The sequence below is a fragment of the Pantoea sp. RSPAM1 genome (genome assembly GCF_038816185.1).
GTDB lineage: Bacteria > Pseudomonadota > Gammaproteobacteria > Enterobacterales > Enterobacteriaceae > Pantoea > Pantoea ananatis.
This window is the reverse complement of record NZ_CP046137.1, coordinates 2,704,344-2,723,056: the sequence shown is the minus strand read 5'-3', so window position 1 is coordinate 2,723,056 and position 18,713 is coordinate 2,704,344. Positions and strand designations below refer to the sequence as shown.

The following is an 18,713-nucleotide window of genomic DNA, read 5'->3' as shown; positions in this document are numbered from 1 at the left end:
ATTAGTCCTTCATGGCCTTCAACATCACCTGCTGTGACTCGCTTAATCCTGATGTAGCTAATAGTTCATCAAAAGTAACTTTTTGTCCCGCACTGGGTTTCCCTGAGGCCTTAAAACGCTGCCCTGCAGCAATCTCAGGCGGAGCAGTTAATATCTCCTGTAATGTCTCAATGGGTAGTTTGAGATGTTGTGCAAGCAATTTAATAAACTGTGCAGGTATCGTGCTGACCTGAACTGCGTTGTCGCGGATGCGGGACAAGAAAAGGCGAGTGACATTTAAGTCATTTGCTAATTCTTTAAACTGCAGAGTGTTCATTTCAGACAGCGGATTAGCGATGTTTTGAGACATCGCGGATGCCGGATCATCCGGGTTCAGCATGGATTGGAATGTTAACCAGGCTTTTTTGCTCTTCTCATCTGACTGCGATTCAGTCGATAATTTATCGAAAGAAGGCGCTGTCAGTAACTCAATAGATAAATCTATAATCGATTCATTGTATTCCGGGTATCGTTTTAGATAACTCGCCAGTGTTTCTGCATTGCGATTGTTTTCCTTTGAAAACGCGTGTAATACGGCTTCTTTGGACGCTTCGCTTTTAAATTTCATCATAGCCCTCATTCTGCAGTTGGGTTCGCAGGAGTTCGTGAGCACGACTTAGTCTGTTGCGTACAGTTCTGTCTGTGCATGCTAACGCTTTTGCAATGGTCATCACTTCAGGGTTCAGAGACTCGATCTGCATACCCTGTAAGAATAACCCAACTACACGTTTTTCATCTTCTGGTAGGGTGTTAATCGCCTCCATCAGGCATAACCGGAAAGCTTCATCATCTAATAATGAGGGGGTGGGGTTGAAAAAGCGTTCAGCGGCATCCTCAACTTTGGGATGAAAATCTGTACCTTCTTCATCTTCTTTCATTAAGGGCTGATAATTGATGAGAGGGTCGGTTTTACGGGCTGGACCAATTCTTTTAAGCACATCCTTTCGAAGGCTGGATAGCGCGTGGTTAAAATTGACTTCCCAGTAATACATATTGTCTTCATGAGAATTTCTTTCCTGCGCAATCATTTCCAACAATTGCCCAGTAATTTCATCGCAAATAGAATCTGTCTGAGCAAAATGTATAGGGGACAAAGCACTGCGTAGCGCTGAATCTACCCGGTCATAGAACGTTGTGAAGACCGGTTGAAGATGCTGTTGCGCAAGTCTTATCTCACTGTGGCGTAAGTAATAAAAGAGTATTTCTAAGGGAACAGGGGTATTTCCGCATGTAAGCCGGGCAACTAATTGATCAACAGCAAGTGTGTCAAGCTCGCACAGAATATCTTCGATGTCAGTACGGCGCTGGTAGGGCTCACCCTGTCTTGTGCATTTTTTCAGCGGTATAATCATCAATGATCCACTTCTCGTTAAATTACAAACCAATCATCCGGGAATAATCAGGCAGCAAATTGTGACCGAAGCTGCAAAGAGATGTGGCAATCATGATTGATAACAACAGACCCGTCTATTTCTTTTGTCATACAAGTTAGGCTAAAGGTGGCAAAGTTAAGCCTCTGACCTAGCGAATAAATCATTTAACATAAATAGCATTATGCGCACTTTTGTTATAATGGCAAATTTTACCTCGTCGCTTCAGTCTACCTGCTGAGGAACCTGTTATGACAGCTTCTTGTGAAGAATTTTAAAAATGAAATTAACTGCCTCAAGATCCTGCAAGTATTCGCTGATAGCGGGCTCACTATGTCGCTTGCGTTGCAACAACTCGGCCTTGCGGATTTCCAGTGCCAGCTCGGTATCGGGAGTCTGGGCTGCTGGAACTGGTTAACCGCCGCCGCGAGTTAAGTGGATAGCAACACTTGATGTGCAACATAACTGACTCCGAATATAGTCAGTATTTAGCTACTATCGCTAAAGCGTCAGCATCAGGATGAGCGTTAAAGTCCATGACGTAGGCCTCCATCTCATTCGTGAGCTTGATCGAGACGGGTGAAGTGAAATAGTTCAGAGGAACCACCCAGAGATCCAAGTTCAAAAGAAGGATGCCCATGAAATTCTTTCTGCCAAAATGCCAAGTGAGTAACCCGACAATAATCGCCAATAATATCAGGCTAACAGGAAGGATTATGCGTATAGAGATTTTGAGGTTGCGATCATAACGAGCACGATTAAAAAGTATTTTTCCTCCTTTTTCAGAAAGATACCTTCGCCAGCTTGTAAGATATTTACCACGCACTCCGCAGTGAGAAGCGAATTTAAGGGCTGCTTTTTGAAGCCCTGGTGTGCTGAGACCGGTCAGTGCGAGGTTATTTATCATCCTCAGTTCCTGATCGATGCATATTCGCTCATCTTGGGTCAGATAATCAAGAGATTTCATCCTTTCAAGCCTGTACTTCCGAAAGCTGAAAAGACTTTTGAAGAGTGCTGCCGGATTAGTCCTTACAAGCCACTTATAGATAATCGCCAGTAAAATCAAAATTGAAAATGTCTGTAAATGCCAGCCATGTCTGATTGCTTCGCTTAATACGTCATTCCACACTGTCCCTACTCCTGTTGGTACCTACTTCCTGATGTCAGCACTTGGTTTGTTTAGCTGTGTTTAAATTGGCCGTGACAGTGGTCAGATTCAGCGAAAAAGATACATCCACTGTTGCGGGTGACCAACGTTTATAATCCGGATGGATTAATTTTGTACATATTGCCCCCCGCAGATTATGACAGTTTCACATCAGGCTTCTTCATCTTCAAATTTGTGGTAGTTTAAGGGCACTGAGAAAGGCAAATGCCTGTAAGCCCACAGGATGCTCATAATGAAACCTGCAAAAGCCTCTGACATCAATGAAGCCAATGAAATGCTTGCCAGCGGGCAGGAGAAAGTCGAGCTTTGCTTCAGTCTTTCTTCTGACGAATTTTTCAGTTTTACTGATTACTGGTGTGAAAGAGGGGCTAAAATCATCAAAAAGGAGAATTTCATAGTAAAAATGAACAGCTCTCCCCATATTAAAAATCCGGGTTAACTGTCCTTATTACGCCTGTCAGTAAGGGATTATCGTTAAAATAATCCGGTCAAAACTGGTTAATTGGTTGATTTTAAAGTGCTGTTTTTAATTTTACCTTGAGTGTGCTCAGCTCTTTGATGATTGATAACATTCCGTCTTAACCATCATTAGCAGATGACGGAAATGATCCTGTGACTGATGCTGGCCCATTGCAGGATCCTTTGCGCTCTCGCACGCAGCGGCCAGCATGCCAGTACCTCAGTAAATTAATACTTCATGATCACATACTCAGAACGCAGGCGTTCTGAGTATGTGCTGTTCCCGGACGCAATCACGAGGAACGGTCAGGCATCATTCGGCACCTGACGTTTCTTCCGCATAATTTTTCTGCCACTGCCAGGAATGCCGCACCATGTCTTCAAGCGACATCTGTGCCTCCCAGCCCAGTTGAGTCCTTGCTTTTTCAACGTCAGCCCAGAAGGCCGGTAAATCCCCTTCCCGACGTGGCCGGATAGCATAGGGTATTTCAAGCCCGTTTTCAGTCTGGAAGCATTCCAGGAGCTCCAGAACTGATGTCCCCTTCCCCGTCCCGAGGTTGAAAATATGCACACCCGGTTTGTCCATCACTGACAGCACGCTGAGATGCCCGCGGGCAATATCCATGACATGCAGATAATCACGCTTGCAGGTACCATCTTCTGTCTGGTAATCATCTCCGTAAACGGACAGTTCTTTGAGGTGCCCCGCCGCGACCTGCGTGATAAAAGGCATCAGGTTGTTGGGAATACCCGATGGCAGTTCACCCAGCATACCGGAAGAATGGGCGCCGATAGGATTGAAGAAGCGCAGGAAGGCAACTGACCAGCGGGGATCCGAATGGCAGAGGTCTTCAAGCACACCCTCTATCATGGCTTTGGAGGTACCGTAGGGATTCACGGTCGTGCCTCGGGGCATGGTCTCTTTGTAGGGAATGGGTGCTTCGGCGCCATATACCGTCGCCGATGAACTGAACGCGAGCCTGAAGATCCCTGCCTCGCGCATTGCCTGGCACAGTGTTACTGTGCCCGCGACGTTAGCATGATAATATTCCAGGGGAAGCCGGGTGCTTTCCCCTACGGCTTTAAGGCCTGCGGTATGAATAACTAAGTCAATACCGTTTTCGGCAAACAGCGCTTTAAGGCATGAGGCATCCCTGATATCGCCCTTGGTAAATACGGGTCTGCGCCCGGTCAGCGTCTCAATGCGGTCGATAACGCCGGCATCGGAGTTAACGAGATTGTCCAGGATCACCACGTCATGGCCATTCTGAATCAGTTCAACCACTATGTGTGAACCGATATAGCCGGTACCACCTGTAACCAGAACCTTCATGTTGCCTGCCTCACTGTTTAGACATTTTACGGGAAATTAAATCTACGATAAGCATGACCGGGGGGATGACAATCAGAGTGCCCATTGCCGGAACCAGACCCACTTCCTCTCCGAGTTTGCCTAAAAACAGGGGCGCGAGGAGCAAGGCAAGCCCTACTGACTGTGTCGCGCCCGCAGAGATTTTTGACAGCAGCTCAGGTGGCTGCCAGGTGGCGACAGAAAGAATAAGCGGAAAAAAGTTCCCCAGGCACGCCCCGGTTATTAACAGAGCGATCACCGCCGCTGTCGTCGTGGGTACCAGCCAGAGTAGCAGCATCCCGAGCCCACTCAGGATGATGGTCCATAACAGTATCCCCTGTATGCGGAAATGCATCAGAAGGCGACTCACGATAATGCGTCCGGCAATGGTCCCGCCAAAGAAAACGGACATCATGGCAACACCACTGGCGGGCGTAAGTGAAAGTTGCTCCTCCAGGAATTGCGCTCCCCAGAAGCCAATCCCCCACTCCGCTGCGATCCCTAAAAAGATCATCCCGAACATCAGATAAGCGACCAGGGGCAGTCTGGTCGGTTTAGACTGAGAAACGGCGGCCTGTGTGCTGCCTGCGCCCGGCGGAGACTGAGGAATGTTTTTGGGGAGCACACACAAAAGAGGTAAAAGGGCCACGAGCGGGAGGAACATGGCAATACGCCATCCCGCGCCCAGCTCCACAGAGTACCCGATGACCAGAGGCCCTATAAAAACGCCAATCGCAGAAAATATGCACCCTTCGGTGATGGCGATACCGCTGTTTTCGCCATGATGCCGGGCCAGCGCCTCCTGAATGGCGATCTGCATGGCGCCCCCCGCAAGGCCCAGCCCCAGCGAGAGCAAAAGGTTACCCGTGACCCCTAATGGAAGGGCGAAAACAGCGACCGCGATGGCGACCAGCCATGCACTGCTCAGCAGGATCTTTTTAGGGGATACCGTCAGGGCCATACGGGTAAAGATGAATCCTGAACAAAACATACCTATCGCATAAAGGCTGAAATGCCAGCCAATCACGACTTTTGACATGCCGAGTTCATCCCGTAAAAAAGGCGTTACGGAACCCAGAATCGCCTGGTGAATACCGCACACAACCGACATGATATACAGATACAGCGTGTAGTAGTCGCGCCTGAAGCGCGACTTTTCCATGCTCTGTGCTGACATAACGTTCATCCTTTCAGAGCGTATTTACGGTGTGCAGATGCCTTTGATGACCAGATGCTGGATCAGAATGATCGTTTTTCCGTCAATTATCTGGCCGTTGTCAATCATGTCGAGTGCTGTGCGCATCGGGATCTCGAGCACTTTGATATCCTCACCTTCTTCTGCAACACCACCGCCCTCATTCACGCGCATCTCTCTTGTGAACGGCGCGATAAAAAAGTGGAGACGCTCAGTGACAGAACCAGGGCTCATGAAGATTTCACCGATTTTGGTGACTTCACCAAGCTTGTAACCCGTTTCTTCTTCTGCCTCGGTCCTGATGGCCTGAACTGCGTCGCGTTCATCAAGTAAGCCAGCGCAGGCCTCAATCAGCTCATAGTGATGCCCGGTGAGAAAAGCCGGCATACGGAACTGGCTGGTCAGAATTATCGATTTATCATCACGGTTATAGAGCAGGATCGTCGCACCATGGCCGCGGTCGTAGGCTTCACGGGTAAACCGCTGTTCTGAACCGTCACTCCTGACGTGAGTCATGTCATATTTCGTTAATTTTCCCCAGTCGTGCGCCAGCACCGTCTCCTGATTAATGGAGGCCGTCGTGGGTGCGGGAGAGAAGTCAGTTCGCGTCATAATGTTTTTCCGTTCATGAGTGATTCAAAATGAGACAACCACCTGGCGCGCTGTGACACAGCATGGCCGACGTCGATGGTAAAGGGCCCCTTATCCTTATCTGAGAGGATAATTTTGTTAAAGCCGGTAAAGATGCTGTTTGCCTCATCGCTGCACAACCACTGAAGAATGTCTGTAACGACATCAGGATGAGACGTTGATGAAAATCCCGCGTAGACCTCTGGTTCTGCCCCCGACATGCCTGCCGGTTCCGTCACACAGAGTTGCGGCGACTGGCTCTTTCGCTTATATGCGGCAATTTTTACCGTCACTCCAGCCGCAATGGTACCTTCCCCTGTCAGTTTCGCCGGCTCCCAGGCGGAATCAGGGCACACTGCGGCATTGCGCAGAATGGCCTCCAGAAGAGCCCATCCTTCCTTTTCGCCATAAGCCTGGAGCAGTGTCGCCAGGGCTAAAAAACCTGCACCTGACTGTACCGGATTAGGAAATGCGATCATGCCCTCCAGGCCAGGATGGGCTAAGTCCCCCCAGTTACTGATCAGGACATTCTGCTGCGCCAGCAGACGCGGATCGGAAACAATTGCGGTTGAAAAGCCTGTCACACGCAGGTATCCGTCCGCGTCTCCCCCAGGAGAAAACAGTCTGGTGCCCAGATGCACCGTTTTTGCCGCCGTGTCAGCCCACCCAAGGATCATGTCAGCCTGCGGTGCGTCCTTTTCTGCTTCGAGGCGGTTTCGGAGCGCAGACGTGGACATACGCTCTATCTCAATCGCCACGTCCGGCAAATGCAGGGCGAGTCTGCGCAGATATTCCTGCAGTTCATAAGGTTCAAATGAGCTGTAGGCTTTTATACGGGCCCGTGTACCGCTTCCGGTAGGTGCGTCAATCACAATGGAAGTCATGGAGGCGCTTTCCCTATGCCACTAACGTTTCAAAACGACGCGCAAGTGAAGGATCCGTAAAATCGGCAATGGCGGCGGAGGCGCCATGCCGGAGAAGTGCCTCCTCTCCCAGCGCCCCTTTGAGACCAAAGGTAAACACACCTGCAGAGGAGGCAGACTGGACGCCGGGGCCGGAGTCTTCGAATGCCAGCGCCTGAGCAGGTGAAATGCCGAGCAGACGCATGGCTTGCTGGTAGGGATAGGGATCAGGTTTGCTGTGGGGCAGTTCTGCACCAATCAGCAGGTGATCGACGAAGTCATGAAGGTCCAGTCCACGCAGCATCATCTCTGCGCTTTCTCTGGGCGCATTGGTTACCACACAGATGCCGACACCCTGTTCCTTCGCTTTATGGAAAAATTCATTGACCCCGGGTCGCCCTTCCAGTGGCCCATTAAGCTGTTCACGGAAAAGGGCTTCTTTGCGCTCCCCCAGAGCGTGACGCTCTTCGGCGGACTTCGACGGGAATAAATCACGGGTAATCGTGTCCATGGGTGCACCCATGATTTTTTCGTTGTAATACTCCAGTGTGACTGACTGACCAAAATCAGCGAGAAGCTGGTTAAACGCATTGATATGAAGTGGATCTGTATCCAGCAATGTTCCATCCAGATCGAACAAAAGACCGGCCTGATATTTCATATTTAACTCTCCTTAAAAAAACGATATTCAACGGTTACTGTCCCTGCGGGAACACGCGGTCAAGCAACGGGGAGTAACGCTCGACAGTAGTGGAATTAATCAGGTCCGGACTGGTCATGATGGCACCATCAAGTGCATGATCACACCCTGCCGGACACGCTGAGTCAGGCCGTACCAGCGTGGGGACGAGATGAGACAGCAGTGCCTCCGCCTGCCTGATATTTTCTTTCATCTGCTCACTCACCATGGCTGCGTTAACATCATCATGGCCGGTATGCCAGCAGTCGTAGTCCGTTACCATGGCAATCATGTTGTAGCAAATCTCCGCTTCACGGCAGAGTTTAGGCTCCGGCATAGCGGTCATTCCGATGACCGTACCCCCAATCTGTTGATGGAAGACCGATTCTGCACGCGTGGAAAACTGTGGGCCTTCCATCACAACGTAGAGACCTGTAGTTAAATGGGGTATTTCCATTTCCCTGAGCGAACCTACAACGTGAGAATGATTATTTCCGCAGACCGGTTCGCCAAACGGAACATGCGCAACAACGCCGGCACTGAAAAATGTATTTACCCGACGGTAGGTGCGATCAATGAACTGGTCTACGGCCACGAAGGTTCCAGGAGGAGCAGAAGCCGTCAGGCTTCCCACTGCACTGAAAGAGAGAATCTGGTCAACACCCAGCATTTTCAGTGCGGCAATATTGGCTCTTACATTAATTTCTGACGGTAAGCGCGTATGCCCGATACCATGACGATTGATAATGGCTACAGGAACCCCGCCAATGTCACCCAGAGTGATTTGACCCGAAGGATCACCAAACGCTGTCTTTACCTCCACACGCTCAGGCGACTCAATGATGGATAACTTATCCATCCCACTACCACAGATGATGCCAATGCGGGCTTTCTTATTCATGTGATGTTCCTGTTTCGTTTTCAGTGACGGGTAAGCGGACCGGGCTGACAAGTCGGTGATACAGTTCAGACAGAGCAGCAGGCTGGCCGTCTGAACCAAAAATCATCCCCCGCGAAATGTACTGGGTATAACGGGGCTCATTAATTTTCAGCGCCCGGTCTACTGCCGGGAGATACTGGTAGCGAACGTTGGGATAAACGTGGTGTGCCAGATGATAAGCATCGGACATAGGAAAGATCAGGTAACGCTGGATAATGCCAGCCAGCCCCGCAAAGTCGGTTGCGCGCCCGTGTTCATAATCGTGTGCCAGGCGGTTCCGCTGAGGCACATAGGTCGTATGCCAGCGGTGTTTTGAAAGCAGTGACCACCAGGCGAATAATGGATACAGCGTCAGTACCGGAAGCAGCCAGCCCACCAGCAGCCCCATCATTCCCCCAAGCCAACCGTAAACGGCCATAATGGTTAACGTTGCCGCTGCTCTCAGCAGAGCCGTGCCAACCGAAGCATTTTCATAGAGCGTGTCATGAAGGTTGCCGCGAATATTGGCCAGAACGCCTCGGGGGCTCACAGGATAAAATAATGCAAGGAGAAACTGAAAACGTGTAATCCCCGGCTTCATCCCTGCCGCAGTAACCCGTCGCAGGTTGGGGTCTTTACCCGGTATGTCTGCATTGGGATGATGGTCCCGCACATGCGTGTTAAAACGGGAGTCCATGTCGCGTTTCAGTGTCGGAAACTGAAAGAAAACGTTTGAAAGGAACCACTGGAGCTTCTTTGAACGGCATAAAGCAACGTGAAGGGCATTGTGCCCGATTTCCTGAAGGGCCCGAAAACGTCCCGCAGCAATGATGGCAAGTAACAGCCCTGCAAGAGGATGGTATCCGGTCCAGCGATAGAAAAGTACTGCAGCAAATGTCTCCAGCCAGCAGTAGATAAACGGTAATGGTGCCAGTAGCGTGTCAAAACGTTTGTAATAGCTGATATGCCCTTTCTCAGCAGGTGCCAGTTTGAGTTTTGGCAGGATGCGCTCGCCATCCCGGTAGTAAAATTTCAGCAGCAGACGGATGACGATGCTGGAGAAGATCATGCTGAGCATGACGGGCTGCACTGTCGCGGAATTCAGCATGGCAGTTCTTCCTTAAATGGCGCGAACCAGGCACGGTGAACAGACGGAAGGTCCGTATAAACGTGGTCATGAATAGAGCGCAGGCGTTCACTGGTCTGATGGCCATGTGACACAGATGCCACCTGCCAGCCACACTGCAGGGCAACTTCGATGTCGTGATCGGTATCGCCTATCATCAGTGCAGAAGAGCCCGGTTTACCCAGTAGGTTGTCCAGTTGCAGAGCGATGTCACCTTTTCCCATGGCCCGGGTGTCAGTCAGGCCGTAGACATGATCCACAAGGTGATTTATTCCCGCACTGTTCAGATTACTTTCCAGGGTGTGCTGCTGGCTTGCGGACAAAACAGAAACGGTGATGTTCTGTGCCCTGAGATCATTAATCATGCCTAACGCACCGGTGTGCAGGGCACAGGTGCCAATGTCGCGATTAAAGATGCCAAGATAGGTACGGATGAGCTCATCAAATAAAGCGGATTCGCAGTCAATACCCAGCGCCTGATAAAACGAGCGGATGGGGAAGCCGAAGTGCTGACGATAGAGTTCAGCATTCATCGGGGGCAGCATTTGTAACTCTCTGACGGCATTCATGCCTCTGACTGCCAGTGCGAGATCGTCTACCAGCGTGCCGTTCCAGTCGAAAATAACATGTCTGATTTGGCCTGAGTGTTTCATTGACAGAGTCCTACCTTAGCAGGCGCGCGACCGCGCTGAACAGTGACGCCCGGATCACCGGGAGGCGAAACATGGATTCTTTGGGTTCAAGCAGATTCATCACCTTAAGTGTGGTGATTGCCACATCGCGTTGATGAAAAGACGCAGCATGAACAAGTTTCATATAGCCGGAAGTGAGACGCTGCAGCACACCTGGCTTAGCGGTAACCGGCTGCAGACTCTCATCGCTCGCCTTAGCCTGATCCCATGAGACGGACGTTGCCTTCATGAGTTCACCGAACATCTGTTGACCTGAAACTTCCCCGTTCAGGTAAACGCTGATATGGCTGGCCAGTGCTTCAACCTGGAGTGCCGACACGCTCATTCCCTGGCTGTAAATGGGATTAATGCTGCAGAGCGCATCGCCCACAGCCAGAAAGCGCGCCGGTAAAACCGGAAGCAGGTCAAACCGCCGGCGAAGGCTGGAGGGCATCTTGAACTGATGAAAATCGCCCTGAGGCTCTAACTTTTTAACTTCATCGTGAATGTCCGGAACAGGCAGGTCAGCAAGAAACCGCATAAAGTCGGTTTCATTGGGTTTAGGGCAGGCCCCAAACCAGCCGCCGGCAGTGACGATATAACGCTCCCCTTCAACAGGGCTTATAACCCCCATGGTCCGTGTTTCAGGAAGATCAGGAGTGACAAGCAGAACTTTCCAGTTTGTATTGCCCTTTGGGTCACGCTTGTAGACGCGCGAAACATAACCCAGCTGATTCGCAACCTCCTCACGTTCCACCTCACCGTACCCCATCTGCCTGAGCCAGGCGGATGCCTTAGAGTTTCGTCCGGATGCATCTATGACAAGATCTGCATCGAAAGTATGTTCCGCACCGGAGGCACTTACGACTACACCGCGGACCTCTTCATCCTGACAGATAAGCTGTCTGACCCTGATGCCTTCCTGGATCGTGACGTTGTGAAGATCGGATGCCTCCTGTCGAATCACATACTCCAGAAGCGTTCGAGAACAGTAATGCGCAGTAATCCCCGTTGGCCAGCGCTGTCGCCAACCCGTGCCTGCGTAGCACTTGACGCCATGGGACAAATCTATCTCCTCCGCGCCTGCTTCACGCAGTCGCGCTTTGAAGCCAGGAAAAAAGGTTTCGATAGTCTGCAGACCCCGACGCAAAAGCAGGTGTACATGGTGTTCCTGTGGAACGGTCTGCCGCGTATCCGGCTTAGCGGGGAAACGGTCTAAATCCAGCAGGACAACCTGCCTGAAATGTTTCGACAGCACTGAGGCCGTCAGACAGCCCGCGATGCTTGCACCAATGACGATCGCGGTATCAGTGCAACTGTTATGGTTTGTCACAGCCGACCCTCTTCTTGCTCTGATAAACGAAAACGGTTCAGAACGGATACGATAGTGTCGATTTCGTCAGCCCCTATTTCGGGATGAACCGGTATTGTGCTGAGAGACGCAAGCATACGCTCAGCATTCGGGCATGCAGCCTGCCTGTCCCGTAGAACAGGGTACTGGTACAGCGCCTTACAGTCGTATAACGCAATGTCCGAAGGGATCCCGGCCTGAAGCTGGTGATCCAGCAGGCTTTTGTTACTGCCTGATGTCGTTCGGATCAGCAGACGGGTTCCGGCAGGTTCCCCGCCAGGAAGAACAGGCAGGGCTTCTAAAAACGGGTTCGTCAGGCGGCTGGTGATTGCGCGCATAGTCTGTCGACGGTGCTGCACATCAGTCTCGAGGCGGGAAAGCCTTGCTTTGCCCAGCGCGGCCTGTAGTCCACTGAGTGAAAAATTCAGACCGGGTTTCTCGCCGGTAAAACCGCCCCGAATGAAAGCCCGAGCACGACCGGCCAGTTCAGCATTGTCTGTTAGGATCCCCCCGCCTTCCCCTGTAACCAGGGTTTTGCTGTGGTGCGTGGAAAAGGTAGCAATATCCGCCCATTGCCACTGCAGCCTTTCTTTGAATATCGCCTTGTGCGCAAGCGCAATATCCAGCAGATACCAGAGATTACGGGAACGGGCAAATGTGCTTACAGACTCCGCATCTACGGGATAGCCCCACATAGGAATATCAATAATGGCCCGGGTTCGTCCATTGACCAGCTTTTCGGCCATACTCAGATCCAGGGTGAAATCATCAGGCCGGATGTCACAAAATACGGGTTCAATCCTGAGAAATGTCAGGGCATAAACCGTACAGAGCGGGCATGTGGGGGTGAGTAATACATTGTCACCGGGCTTGAGGCCCATCGCGCTCAGCGCCACCACAAGCGATCCATATCCCGAAGACGTTGCAATCACATTCTCCGCTCCAAAGTGGGCTCCAAGCGCGTCTTCATATACGCCAACAGCTTCGGAGTCTCCGCGAATGCCTCTTTCTAACGCATTCAGTACCAGAGATTCTTCTCCCTGTCCCGAAGGGTAAAAACTTTCCCTGATGGCCGGAGGATTCTTCATGCTGCGCCCCCCACGCTCAGAGGAAGCAGCGCCCATTTCTGGCACATTTTCTGTGCTTCAGGCAAAGCTGACGAATATGAAGCAGGAAAACCTGTGAGCACAGGTAAAGGCTCGCACGGAACCTCATGCGCCGCTGCGGCATGTTTCTCAATGATCCAGCCAGAAGGCAGGTATCGCTCATGCTGGGCAAAATCTGTGATTTTAAACTGCTCGCACCATTCGCAGTGTTGCTTCCATTGATCAGGCACGGCGATGACGGTTTCCGCCAGCACCGTCAGCCTTATCTGACCCAGAACACACTGGATGCCGCTCAGCTTGTGATTGACTCCCTGATGCACACCATCCAGATCGGAGAACTGAGAGAAGCTTTTGGCTTTTCTTGCCCAGTCATCGCGCCGGTAAAAAAGCGCTCCCCCCTCGCCGGTCGACAGTGTGCCACGGCCTTCGCGAAGAGAAACTAAGGCAATATCGAATCCTGCTACGCGCGTCATCCGTTCAGGATCAGCCAGGCATGAAGCTGTCACCTCAACCACCGGGATCAAACTGTGCAGACGGCATAAATCCTGAAGGACCGCCTCATGTTCCGGAAAACTGAAGTGAGAGGAAATAATGACTAAACGAGACCTGTCAGTCAGGTTTTCCTTCAGCTTTACGGCATCGATATGCAGGGTGCCGGGAGCGTAATCAATAAGCGTCAGTTTCATGCCGTCATGCACCAGTGCGGCTGCGACCCACGCTGAGACGTCCGGAGAGATCAATACCTCATCACCAGGCATTAAACCCATCGCGCCGGCCATGACACTCAGAGCAGCCGTGTCGGACGAGGTCGTCACGCAAGCTGTAAAGCCGAGAAATCCTGCCAGCGCAGCTTCAAAAGAGGCTACCGCCGCGAGTGAGTCGGCCATGTCGCTTTGAGCAAGCAGCATGACAGCCTCAAGCTCACGTCTTCTGACCCCTTCACTTTCAGAACACTGAGGAATGATAGTAAGCATAAAAATCCTCAGCGACTGAAGTTGCTGCTGACTACACTGGCAATGTAATCAATATCAGCGTCAGTTAATCCTTCATGGCAAGGAACCGTGAAAATGGTGTCGATGATATGTTCCGCGTTCGGGCAGTTTTCCTCGTAATCCGTAAAGGCCGGCTCACGGTAAAGCGCCTTGTATTTATATCGCGTCGTGTCTGACATCACACCCTGATTCAGCATCTCGAGCCCCTGCTGTACGCTTGACCCGTTAAGGTGGTAATAGACCAGGGAATAGCCATTGATTTCTTCATTCTGGTAACGCGGAAATTCTTTTATCTCCGCCACAGCTGAAAGCGCATGACGGACTTTTTCAGCACAGGTGCGGCGATCAGCGATTTTTTTATCGAGCTTCAGGAACTGACTGATGCCAAGGGCTGCACACATGGGAGAAAGTTTGGCATTGGTTCCAATATCCTCACCCAGCAGATAACCACTGATCCGGCTTGAGGCCTTGAGTCCGTGATGCTGCCAGCTCAACATGCGATCATAAACGTTCTCATCGTTAGTCAGACAAAAGCCACCCTCGCCGGTACTGACCAGTTTGCGCTCGTGCGTTGAAAAGCAGGAAACGTCCCCTAAAGTGCCAAGAAAGGCATTGTCTGAGCGGGTGCCAAAAGCATGTGCGCAGTCTTCGATAACCTTTATGCCTTGTGAATGACAAAATTCAACCACGGCTTTCATTTCCAGCGGATAACCCCACATGGGAACGACGATGATGGCTTTAATGGATTTACGCGCGATAAGCGACTTCAGATGCGCTAAATCCGGGCTGAAAGACAGAGGGCTGACGTCACAAAAAACCGGTACGCATCCGGTGGTGATAACAGGTAAGATGGTCATGATAGGCGCGGTAGGTGGGAGCGCGACAGCATCTCCAGGCTGCAGACCCAGTCCCCGAATGGCCAGTTCGATTGCCACGGTACCATTGCTGCATGCCAGCGCTTTTTGGGTTCCAAAATAATCGCTGATCACACGTTCGTAGTCTGCAATGATGGGCGATTTGCCTGAAAAACTCACTGAATTAAAAGAGCTGAGCACCGCATCATAATCGCTCTGATCAAAGCTAATATGCAGGTTCTGATAGGATTTATTTGTCATCGTTTTCTTCCTCAGGAAAATGCGGTCAGATTTTTACAGGCACGTTTTGCTTACAGCTCTGTTCGATAAGATCCATACACCGGTAGGTTTCAAGCAGCGTGGAAAATGCAGTCTGTGAATCACGCTCCCCAGACTGCACCGCGGTAATAAAATCGATAATTTCACCGGTATATCCCGCACGGGTATAGCCAGAAGAAAGGGGACTGGCGGCCCAGGTATCACACCAACGCTTGGTTTCACCCTGAAGATAGGTTTTCCCCAAATCCGCCACGCTGATGCTGTTCAGAGATGTACTTTTAATGTGGAGACTGTTGTCCGCCAGAACATCAAGATCAAACGTAAAGTGAGGAGAGGTATTGCTGGTTATCAGCGTACCGTGGCACTGATTCGCAAACTCCAGTAATACGCTGAACACGATACTGTTCCCGGAGCTGTTATTGGCCACCGATAACTTTTTAACGGGACCACACAGGTGGATCAACAGATCCAGTCCATGTATTGTCTGGGCATGTAAAAAAGACCGAAGAAGGTCATCGTAGTCCCACAGGGGGGCAACCGGTTTGTTGGCCATCTGACGCAGACTTATCATCTGGATGCCGTCTTTATAAATCTTAGTAATACGCTCTGTGATCTCTGCAAAACGGAAATTCATTCCTGAAGCCGTAACGACACCTCTGCGCTTTGCCATTTCGGCGAGATGAGAGACTTCTTCATAACTGGAGGCGATGGGCTTCTCAAGCATCACGGGGATGCCGCGCTCAATGGCATCACAGGCGATCCGGAAGTGAGCGGTAGGATAACAAGAGACGATAAGCGCATCCGGGCGGCATTTATCCATCAAATCACAATGGTTATGGAATATTTTTGACTCATCGAAATTAAATAATGCAGCCGCTTCAATACATTTAGCAGGATCACTGTCACAGATGCCAGCAATCTCTATGCCGTAAATAGTATTACAAGCAGGAATGAGGTTTTCACGCGCCTGCGCACCAAACCCTATAAAGCCGAGCTTCATATGACCTCCAGTTTGTTTTTTAATATCAGAACGGAAGGAAGCTGATTATATTTTTCCAGTTCATCAATAAGTATCCATTCCACGCCGGATGTTTCATCCTCATTTAATTTAAGAGGCGCGTTAGTGTCCGCTGTAAAGAGTAACCTGACATCATAATGCAGGTGCTCAGGCTCTTTTTTATTTTCAGGAATGGTGTGTATATCGATATCATAAATTTCATGACTGTAAGCATTAAGGGTCTGGATCCCCGTTTCCTCTGTCGCTTCGCGAAAAGCTGTAGAAAAAACATTTGAGTTTTCATCGCAATGCCCTCCCGGTGGAAGCCACATATTCAGCTTTCTGTGGAATATCATAAGCGCAAAAGATCGGGATTCATCAATAATGAAAGCAGTGGCAGTCACATGACCTTCAGATGTATTTCTGTCAAAAGGCCGGGGAGTATTTTTGATAAAACTCTGCAGCTTTTCAGAATTTTCGCTATCCCGCTCAGATGTTATTTTATAACTAAAATGTAACTTTTCATCGAAGGTGATAACTCTGCGCAGATACTTTTCCACTCATGACTCCAGTAAACGTTCGGCACACTATGAAATAAAATTTTAAGTTTATGGATCCTGAAAAATAACAGTCATTACGACGGTCACCGTTAACTAAAACATCCGGTGCTCACGTCATGGATTTTTCTGCTGCAATCTGTTGATACCTACTACAGGCAGCAGCGCTGACCCGAAAAACATTTTTCAGGACGTGTTCAGGAACAGGAATGCAAAGCTGTACTTAAATGCAGGTTGTTGCACTTAAGTACAGCTACGTTAGATGTTTGTTAAAAATTATTCAATCAAATTTTCGTTAAAGTTAAATTAAACTTTACAGACGCCGCATTTTTCTGGGGTTCTTACTCCTCACCTATCCTTTTTTTAAGATAAATCTCAGCGTGCAGGCGCCCTGATGAGTATTTTATCATGAGCCAGGATTTAGCCTGAAGTGGCCGATTTTTGGTTATTTTACGGCAATAATCCATATTATTTTTCAATATACAGGACAGATTCGTTTTCATGGAGGCTTACAGGGCAAGCTCTCGCCTCTCTTTCCCGTGAGAAACAGCATCCAGCCTTGTTGAATCGGTGGAAAAAAAATATAAATTTTATTACTTTATTTATTCATACAAATGTCACATTTATTTATAGTTACTCTTGCATTTTAAATCTGCTCACGTCAGACCTCCCTCCAACATTCATAACTGATTTCCATGGTGATGAAGACATCTGAGACCTCACACAGGCAATCGTCCACCCTTAATGCGCTTTTATGCCGGACGCCTGATTTACCCGTGCACCTGTGCATGTTTTTCTTTAACGCAGATCCGTCTGAAAATGCAGCAGCGATCCGGTCTGTTCGTTCTCTCTCAGTGCGCATACGTTTTGCAAAACGCCCTACTTCTCATTTTCAGAACACCTGCCATCCCATTATTCATCTTCACACCAAGTACTGAGCATAGAGGGCCTGGACATCCCCACCCTGCCCGTTTTTTTTCAGTTTCTCCTTTACCGTCATAGGGTTAGAACAGAAGACTTTGCGCGAAACCGCGCTGAGGGGGTGCTTTATATTTTCGGCCGACCAGGTTATCGTCCATATACAGGAGAAAAGCCGAAAAACTGAGCCCTGAAGGATCCGACGTGGATAGATTTATTTTCATTGGAAACCCTTTACAGATGCGAGGAAATACGTTCCACAACCGTAGACAACGGAGAGTAAAAGTTTGGGTACTTTGCCCCGCGAAATAACGCAGATTTCACACAGCGACGCCAGTGGTCAAAACGTGAACAATCCTGGCGCTGCACGCTATTTTGACTAAGGAAGTGTGGTGGCGCTGCCAAACCCAGCTGCCGCCTACGGCACAGACTTGCTGCGCTACCTGGTCGTCCCCGAGGCAGCCGTGCTGCTGTCAAAAGTGACCGCTCTCTGCAAACGCCTCTTTGTAGATACGCTGTGGAACACCTGCGGCCAGCTCAATGTATTACTGCCACAGAGCAGTGGCGGATTTTGTGATAGAAGCTCCGCTCGTCTCGCTGTATGTTGTACTCCGCACGCTCAAGCAGCGCAGGCTGGAGGAATCTGCCGCCAGCCGGTCCCGTCGCCGTGGGCGCCCCACAAAAGAAGAACAGCAGGCTGAGCAGGAGGCGGAGGTACGCGATAATCCGCCGCGGGCCTTGCCGCTCACCGATCCGGCCTTCGTCCAGCGGCTCAGGGAATGGTTTGCGCCCCCGCCGTCGGCGAACGGGTATGGGATATCCGGAGCGAAGACACAGCCCGCAGCTGGATAAGTCAGGCGGTAGAGGCCGCAAGGCGTTAGGAGTCACGTTCTAAATCCGGCCAGTCACGCCCAAAACGTTCCGGAATTCGTTTGCGATGCACCTGGTTCCACACCAAGTAGCACAGAAGGTCATTCAGACGCTGATGGGCCATAGGGATGCGAAGTCGACCAAATGGTATTAGCGGGGTATCTAAGCTGGATGTGACGCTTCAGTTAGGGGTACGGTTTCAATGGATGCCGCCCTGGCAAGAGACTTGCTGGGGCAGTGATCTACAGGAATCGCAGAAACTTCCGGCTCTGAAAGGCTT

At 50.3% G+C, this 18,713-nt stretch carries 19 protein-coding genes; 2 read left to right on the top strand and 17 right to left on the bottom strand.

From position 1 onward, the window contains the following. Position 1: 1 nt before the first annotated feature. From GKC68_RS13235 to GKC68_RS13225, 3 genes are all read right to left on the bottom strand, one after another. A complete protein-coding gene (locus GKC68_RS13235) occupies positions 2-610 on the bottom strand; it encodes a hypothetical protein (RefSeq protein WP_145033333.1) in 609 nt (202 codons plus the stop codon). Then, complete coding sequence (locus GKC68_RS13230; protein ID WP_145033336.1) at positions 597-1,391, bottom strand: sigma factor-like helix-turn-helix DNA-binding protein; 795 nt, start codon at positions 1,389-1,391, stop codon at positions 597-599. Before GKC68_RS13230 ends, GKC68_RS13235 begins: the two co-directional genes overlap by 14 nt. Positions 1,392-1,890: 499 nt before the next feature. Next, positions 1,891-2,538, bottom strand: a complete 648-nt coding sequence (locus GKC68_RS13225) for a hypothetical protein (protein ID WP_342656242.1) — start codon at positions 2,536-2,538, stop codon at positions 1,891-1,893. Between the two features lie 271 nt (positions 2,539-2,809). Between GKC68_RS13225 and GKC68_RS13220 the strand changes: the two genes are divergently transcribed. Next, positions 2,810-3,016 (top strand): hypothetical protein, encoded by a 207-nt coding sequence (locus GKC68_RS13220; protein ID WP_104933867.1) that lies wholly within the window; start codon positions 2,810-2,812, stop codon positions 3,014-3,016. Positions 3,017-3,349: 333 nt separating this feature from the next. Here the strand turns inward: GKC68_RS13220 and galE are convergent, their stop codons facing one another. The 14 genes from galE to GKC68_RS13150 are packed head-to-tail and all read right to left on the bottom strand — an operon-like array spanning position 3,350 to position 16,648. Continuing rightward, on the bottom strand, positions 3,350-4,369 hold the full coding sequence (gene galE / locus GKC68_RS13215) for a UDP-glucose 4-epimerase GalE (RefSeq protein WP_104933868.1): 1,020 nt from the start codon (positions 4,367-4,369) through the stop codon (positions 3,350-3,352). Between the two features lie 10 nt (positions 4,370-4,379). Further along, positions 4,380-5,564, bottom strand: a complete 1,185-nt coding sequence (locus GKC68_RS13210; RefSeq protein WP_116197945.1) for an MFS transporter — start codon at positions 5,562-5,564, stop codon at positions 4,380-4,382. A gap of 24 nt (positions 5,565-5,588) precedes the next feature. After that, positions 5,589-6,194, bottom strand: a complete 606-nt coding sequence (locus GKC68_RS13205) for an NUDIX domain-containing protein (RefSeq protein WP_104933870.1) — start codon at positions 6,192-6,194, stop codon at positions 5,589-5,591. Beyond that, positions 6,191-7,096 (bottom strand): substrate-binding domain-containing protein, encoded by a 906-nt coding sequence (locus tag GKC68_RS13200; RefSeq protein ID WP_342656241.1) that lies wholly within the window; start codon positions 7,094-7,096, stop codon positions 6,191-6,193. The genes GKC68_RS13205 and GKC68_RS13200 overlap by 4 nt, the downstream gene beginning before the upstream one ends. Before the next feature lie 13 nt (positions 7,097-7,109). Further along, positions 7,110-7,775, bottom strand: a complete 666-nt coding sequence (locus GKC68_RS13195; protein WP_104933872.1) for an HAD family phosphatase — start codon at positions 7,773-7,775, stop codon at positions 7,110-7,112. Between the two features lie 34 nt (positions 7,776-7,809). Continuing rightward, positions 7,810-8,694, bottom strand: a complete 885-nt coding sequence (gene mtnP, locus GKC68_RS13190) for an S-methyl-5'-thioadenosine phosphorylase (RefSeq protein WP_104933873.1) — start codon at positions 8,692-8,694, stop codon at positions 7,810-7,812. Next, the gene (locus tag GKC68_RS13185) at positions 8,687-9,820 is read right to left on the bottom strand and encodes a fatty acid desaturase (protein WP_104933874.1); all 1,134 of its coding nucleotides are present in this window, start codon (positions 9,818-9,820) and stop codon (positions 8,687-8,689) included. The genes mtnP and GKC68_RS13185 overlap by 8 nt, the downstream gene beginning before the upstream one ends. Next, the gene (locus GKC68_RS13180; RefSeq protein ID WP_105082659.1) at positions 9,814-10,491 is read right to left on the bottom strand and encodes an HAD hydrolase-like protein; all 678 of its coding nucleotides are present in this window, start codon (positions 10,489-10,491) and stop codon (positions 9,814-9,816) included. The genes GKC68_RS13185 and GKC68_RS13180 overlap by 7 nt, the downstream gene beginning before the upstream one ends. A gap of 10 nt (positions 10,492-10,501) precedes the next feature. Further along, positions 10,502-11,842 (bottom strand): FAD-dependent monooxygenase, encoded by a 1,341-nt coding sequence (locus GKC68_RS13175; protein ID WP_104933876.1) that lies wholly within the window; start codon positions 11,840-11,842, stop codon positions 10,502-10,504. Continuing rightward, entirely contained in the window at positions 11,839-12,948 is a 1,110-nt protein-coding gene (locus GKC68_RS13170; RefSeq protein WP_181134985.1) for a DegT/DnrJ/EryC1/StrS family aminotransferase, read from the bottom strand. The genes GKC68_RS13175 and GKC68_RS13170 overlap by 4 nt, the downstream gene beginning before the upstream one ends. Beyond that, positions 12,945-13,940 (bottom strand): aminotransferase class I/II-fold pyridoxal phosphate-dependent enzyme, encoded by a 996-nt coding sequence (locus GKC68_RS13165; RefSeq protein ID WP_342656240.1) that lies wholly within the window; start codon positions 13,938-13,940, stop codon positions 12,945-12,947. The genes GKC68_RS13170 and GKC68_RS13165 overlap by 4 nt, the downstream gene beginning before the upstream one ends. Before the next feature lie 8 nt (positions 13,941-13,948). Next, on the bottom strand, positions 13,949-15,073 hold the full coding sequence (locus GKC68_RS13160) for a DegT/DnrJ/EryC1/StrS family aminotransferase (RefSeq protein ID WP_104933879.1): 1,125 nt from the start codon (positions 15,071-15,073) through the stop codon (positions 13,949-13,951). A 25-nt stretch (positions 15,074-15,098) separates the two neighbouring features. Continuing rightward, positions 15,099-16,091 carry a Gfo/Idh/MocA family oxidoreductase gene (locus GKC68_RS13155; protein WP_104933880.1) on the bottom strand — a complete coding sequence of 331 codons (993 nt, stop codon included), beginning with the start codon at positions 16,089-16,091 and terminating at the stop codon, positions 15,099-15,101. After that, positions 16,088-16,648: an NUDIX hydrolase gene (locus tag GKC68_RS13150; protein WP_104933881.1), complete on the bottom strand. Its 561-nt coding sequence runs from the start codon at positions 16,646-16,648 to the stop codon at positions 16,088-16,090. Before GKC68_RS13150 ends, GKC68_RS13155 begins: the two co-directional genes overlap by 4 nt. A 1,852-nt stretch (positions 16,649-18,500) precedes the next feature. Between GKC68_RS13150 and GKC68_RS13145 the strand changes: the two genes are divergently transcribed. Beyond that, a complete protein-coding gene (locus GKC68_RS13145) occupies positions 18,501-18,587 on the top strand; it encodes a site-specific integrase (RefSeq protein ID WP_246870706.1) in 87 nt (28 codons plus the stop codon). Positions 18,588-18,713: the final 126 nt, after the last annotated feature.

Excerpts from the sequence above, each read along its gene's own strand:
- GKC68_RS13235 (WP_145033333.1), bottom strand. The coding sequence starts at position 610 with ATGATGAAATTTAAAAGCGAAGCGTCCAAAGAAGCCGTATTACACGCG.
- GKC68_RS13230 (WP_145033336.1), bottom strand. The coding sequence starts at position 1,391 with ATGATTATACCGCTGAAAAAATGCACAAGACAGGGTGAGCCCTACCAG.
- GKC68_RS13220 (WP_104933867.1), top strand. The coding sequence starts at position 2,810 with ATGAAACCTGCAAAAGCCTCTGACATCAATGAAGCCAATGAAATGCTT.
- galE (WP_104933868.1), bottom strand. The coding sequence starts at position 4,369 with ATGAAGGTTCTGGTTACAGGTGGTACCGGCTATATCGGTTCACACATA.
- GKC68_RS13210 (WP_116197945.1), bottom strand. The coding sequence starts at position 5,564 with ATGTCAGCACAGAGCATGGAAAAGTCGCGCTTCAGGCGCGACTACTAC.
- GKC68_RS13205 (WP_104933870.1), bottom strand. The coding sequence starts at position 6,194 with ATGACGCGAACTGACTTCTCTCCCGCACCCACGACGGCCTCCATTAAT.
- GKC68_RS13200 (WP_342656241.1), bottom strand. The coding sequence starts at position 7,096 with ATGACTTCCATTGTGATTGACGCACCTACCGGAAGCGGTACACGGGCC.
- GKC68_RS13195 (WP_104933872.1), bottom strand. The coding sequence starts at position 7,775 with ATGAAATATCAGGCCGGTCTTTTGTTCGATCTGGATGGAACATTGCTG.
- mtnP (WP_104933873.1), bottom strand. The coding sequence starts at position 8,694 with ATGAATAAGAAAGCCCGCATTGGCATCATCTGTGGTAGTGGGATGGAT.
- GKC68_RS13185 (WP_104933874.1), bottom strand. The coding sequence starts at position 9,820 with ATGCTGAATTCCGCGACAGTGCAGCCCGTCATGCTCAGCATGATCTTC.
- GKC68_RS13180 (WP_105082659.1), bottom strand. The coding sequence starts at position 10,491 with ATGAAACACTCAGGCCAAATCAGACATGTTATTTTCGACTGGAACGGC.
- GKC68_RS13170 (WP_181134985.1), bottom strand. The coding sequence starts at position 12,948 with ATGAAGAATCCTCCGGCCATCAGGGAAAGTTTTTACCCTTCGGGACAG.
- GKC68_RS13165 (WP_342656240.1), bottom strand. The coding sequence starts at position 13,940 with ATGCTTACTATCATTCCTCAGTGTTCTGAAAGTGAAGGGGTCAGAAGA.
- GKC68_RS13160 (WP_104933879.1), bottom strand. The coding sequence starts at position 15,073 with ATGACAAATAAATCCTATCAGAACCTGCATATTAGCTTTGATCAGAGC.
- GKC68_RS13155 (WP_104933880.1), bottom strand. The coding sequence starts at position 16,091 with ATGAAGCTCGGCTTTATAGGGTTTGGTGCGCAGGCGCGTGAAAACCTC.
- GKC68_RS13145 (WP_246870706.1), top strand. The coding sequence starts at position 18,501 with ATGCACCTGGTTCCACACCAAGTAGCACAGAAGGTCATTCAGACGCTG.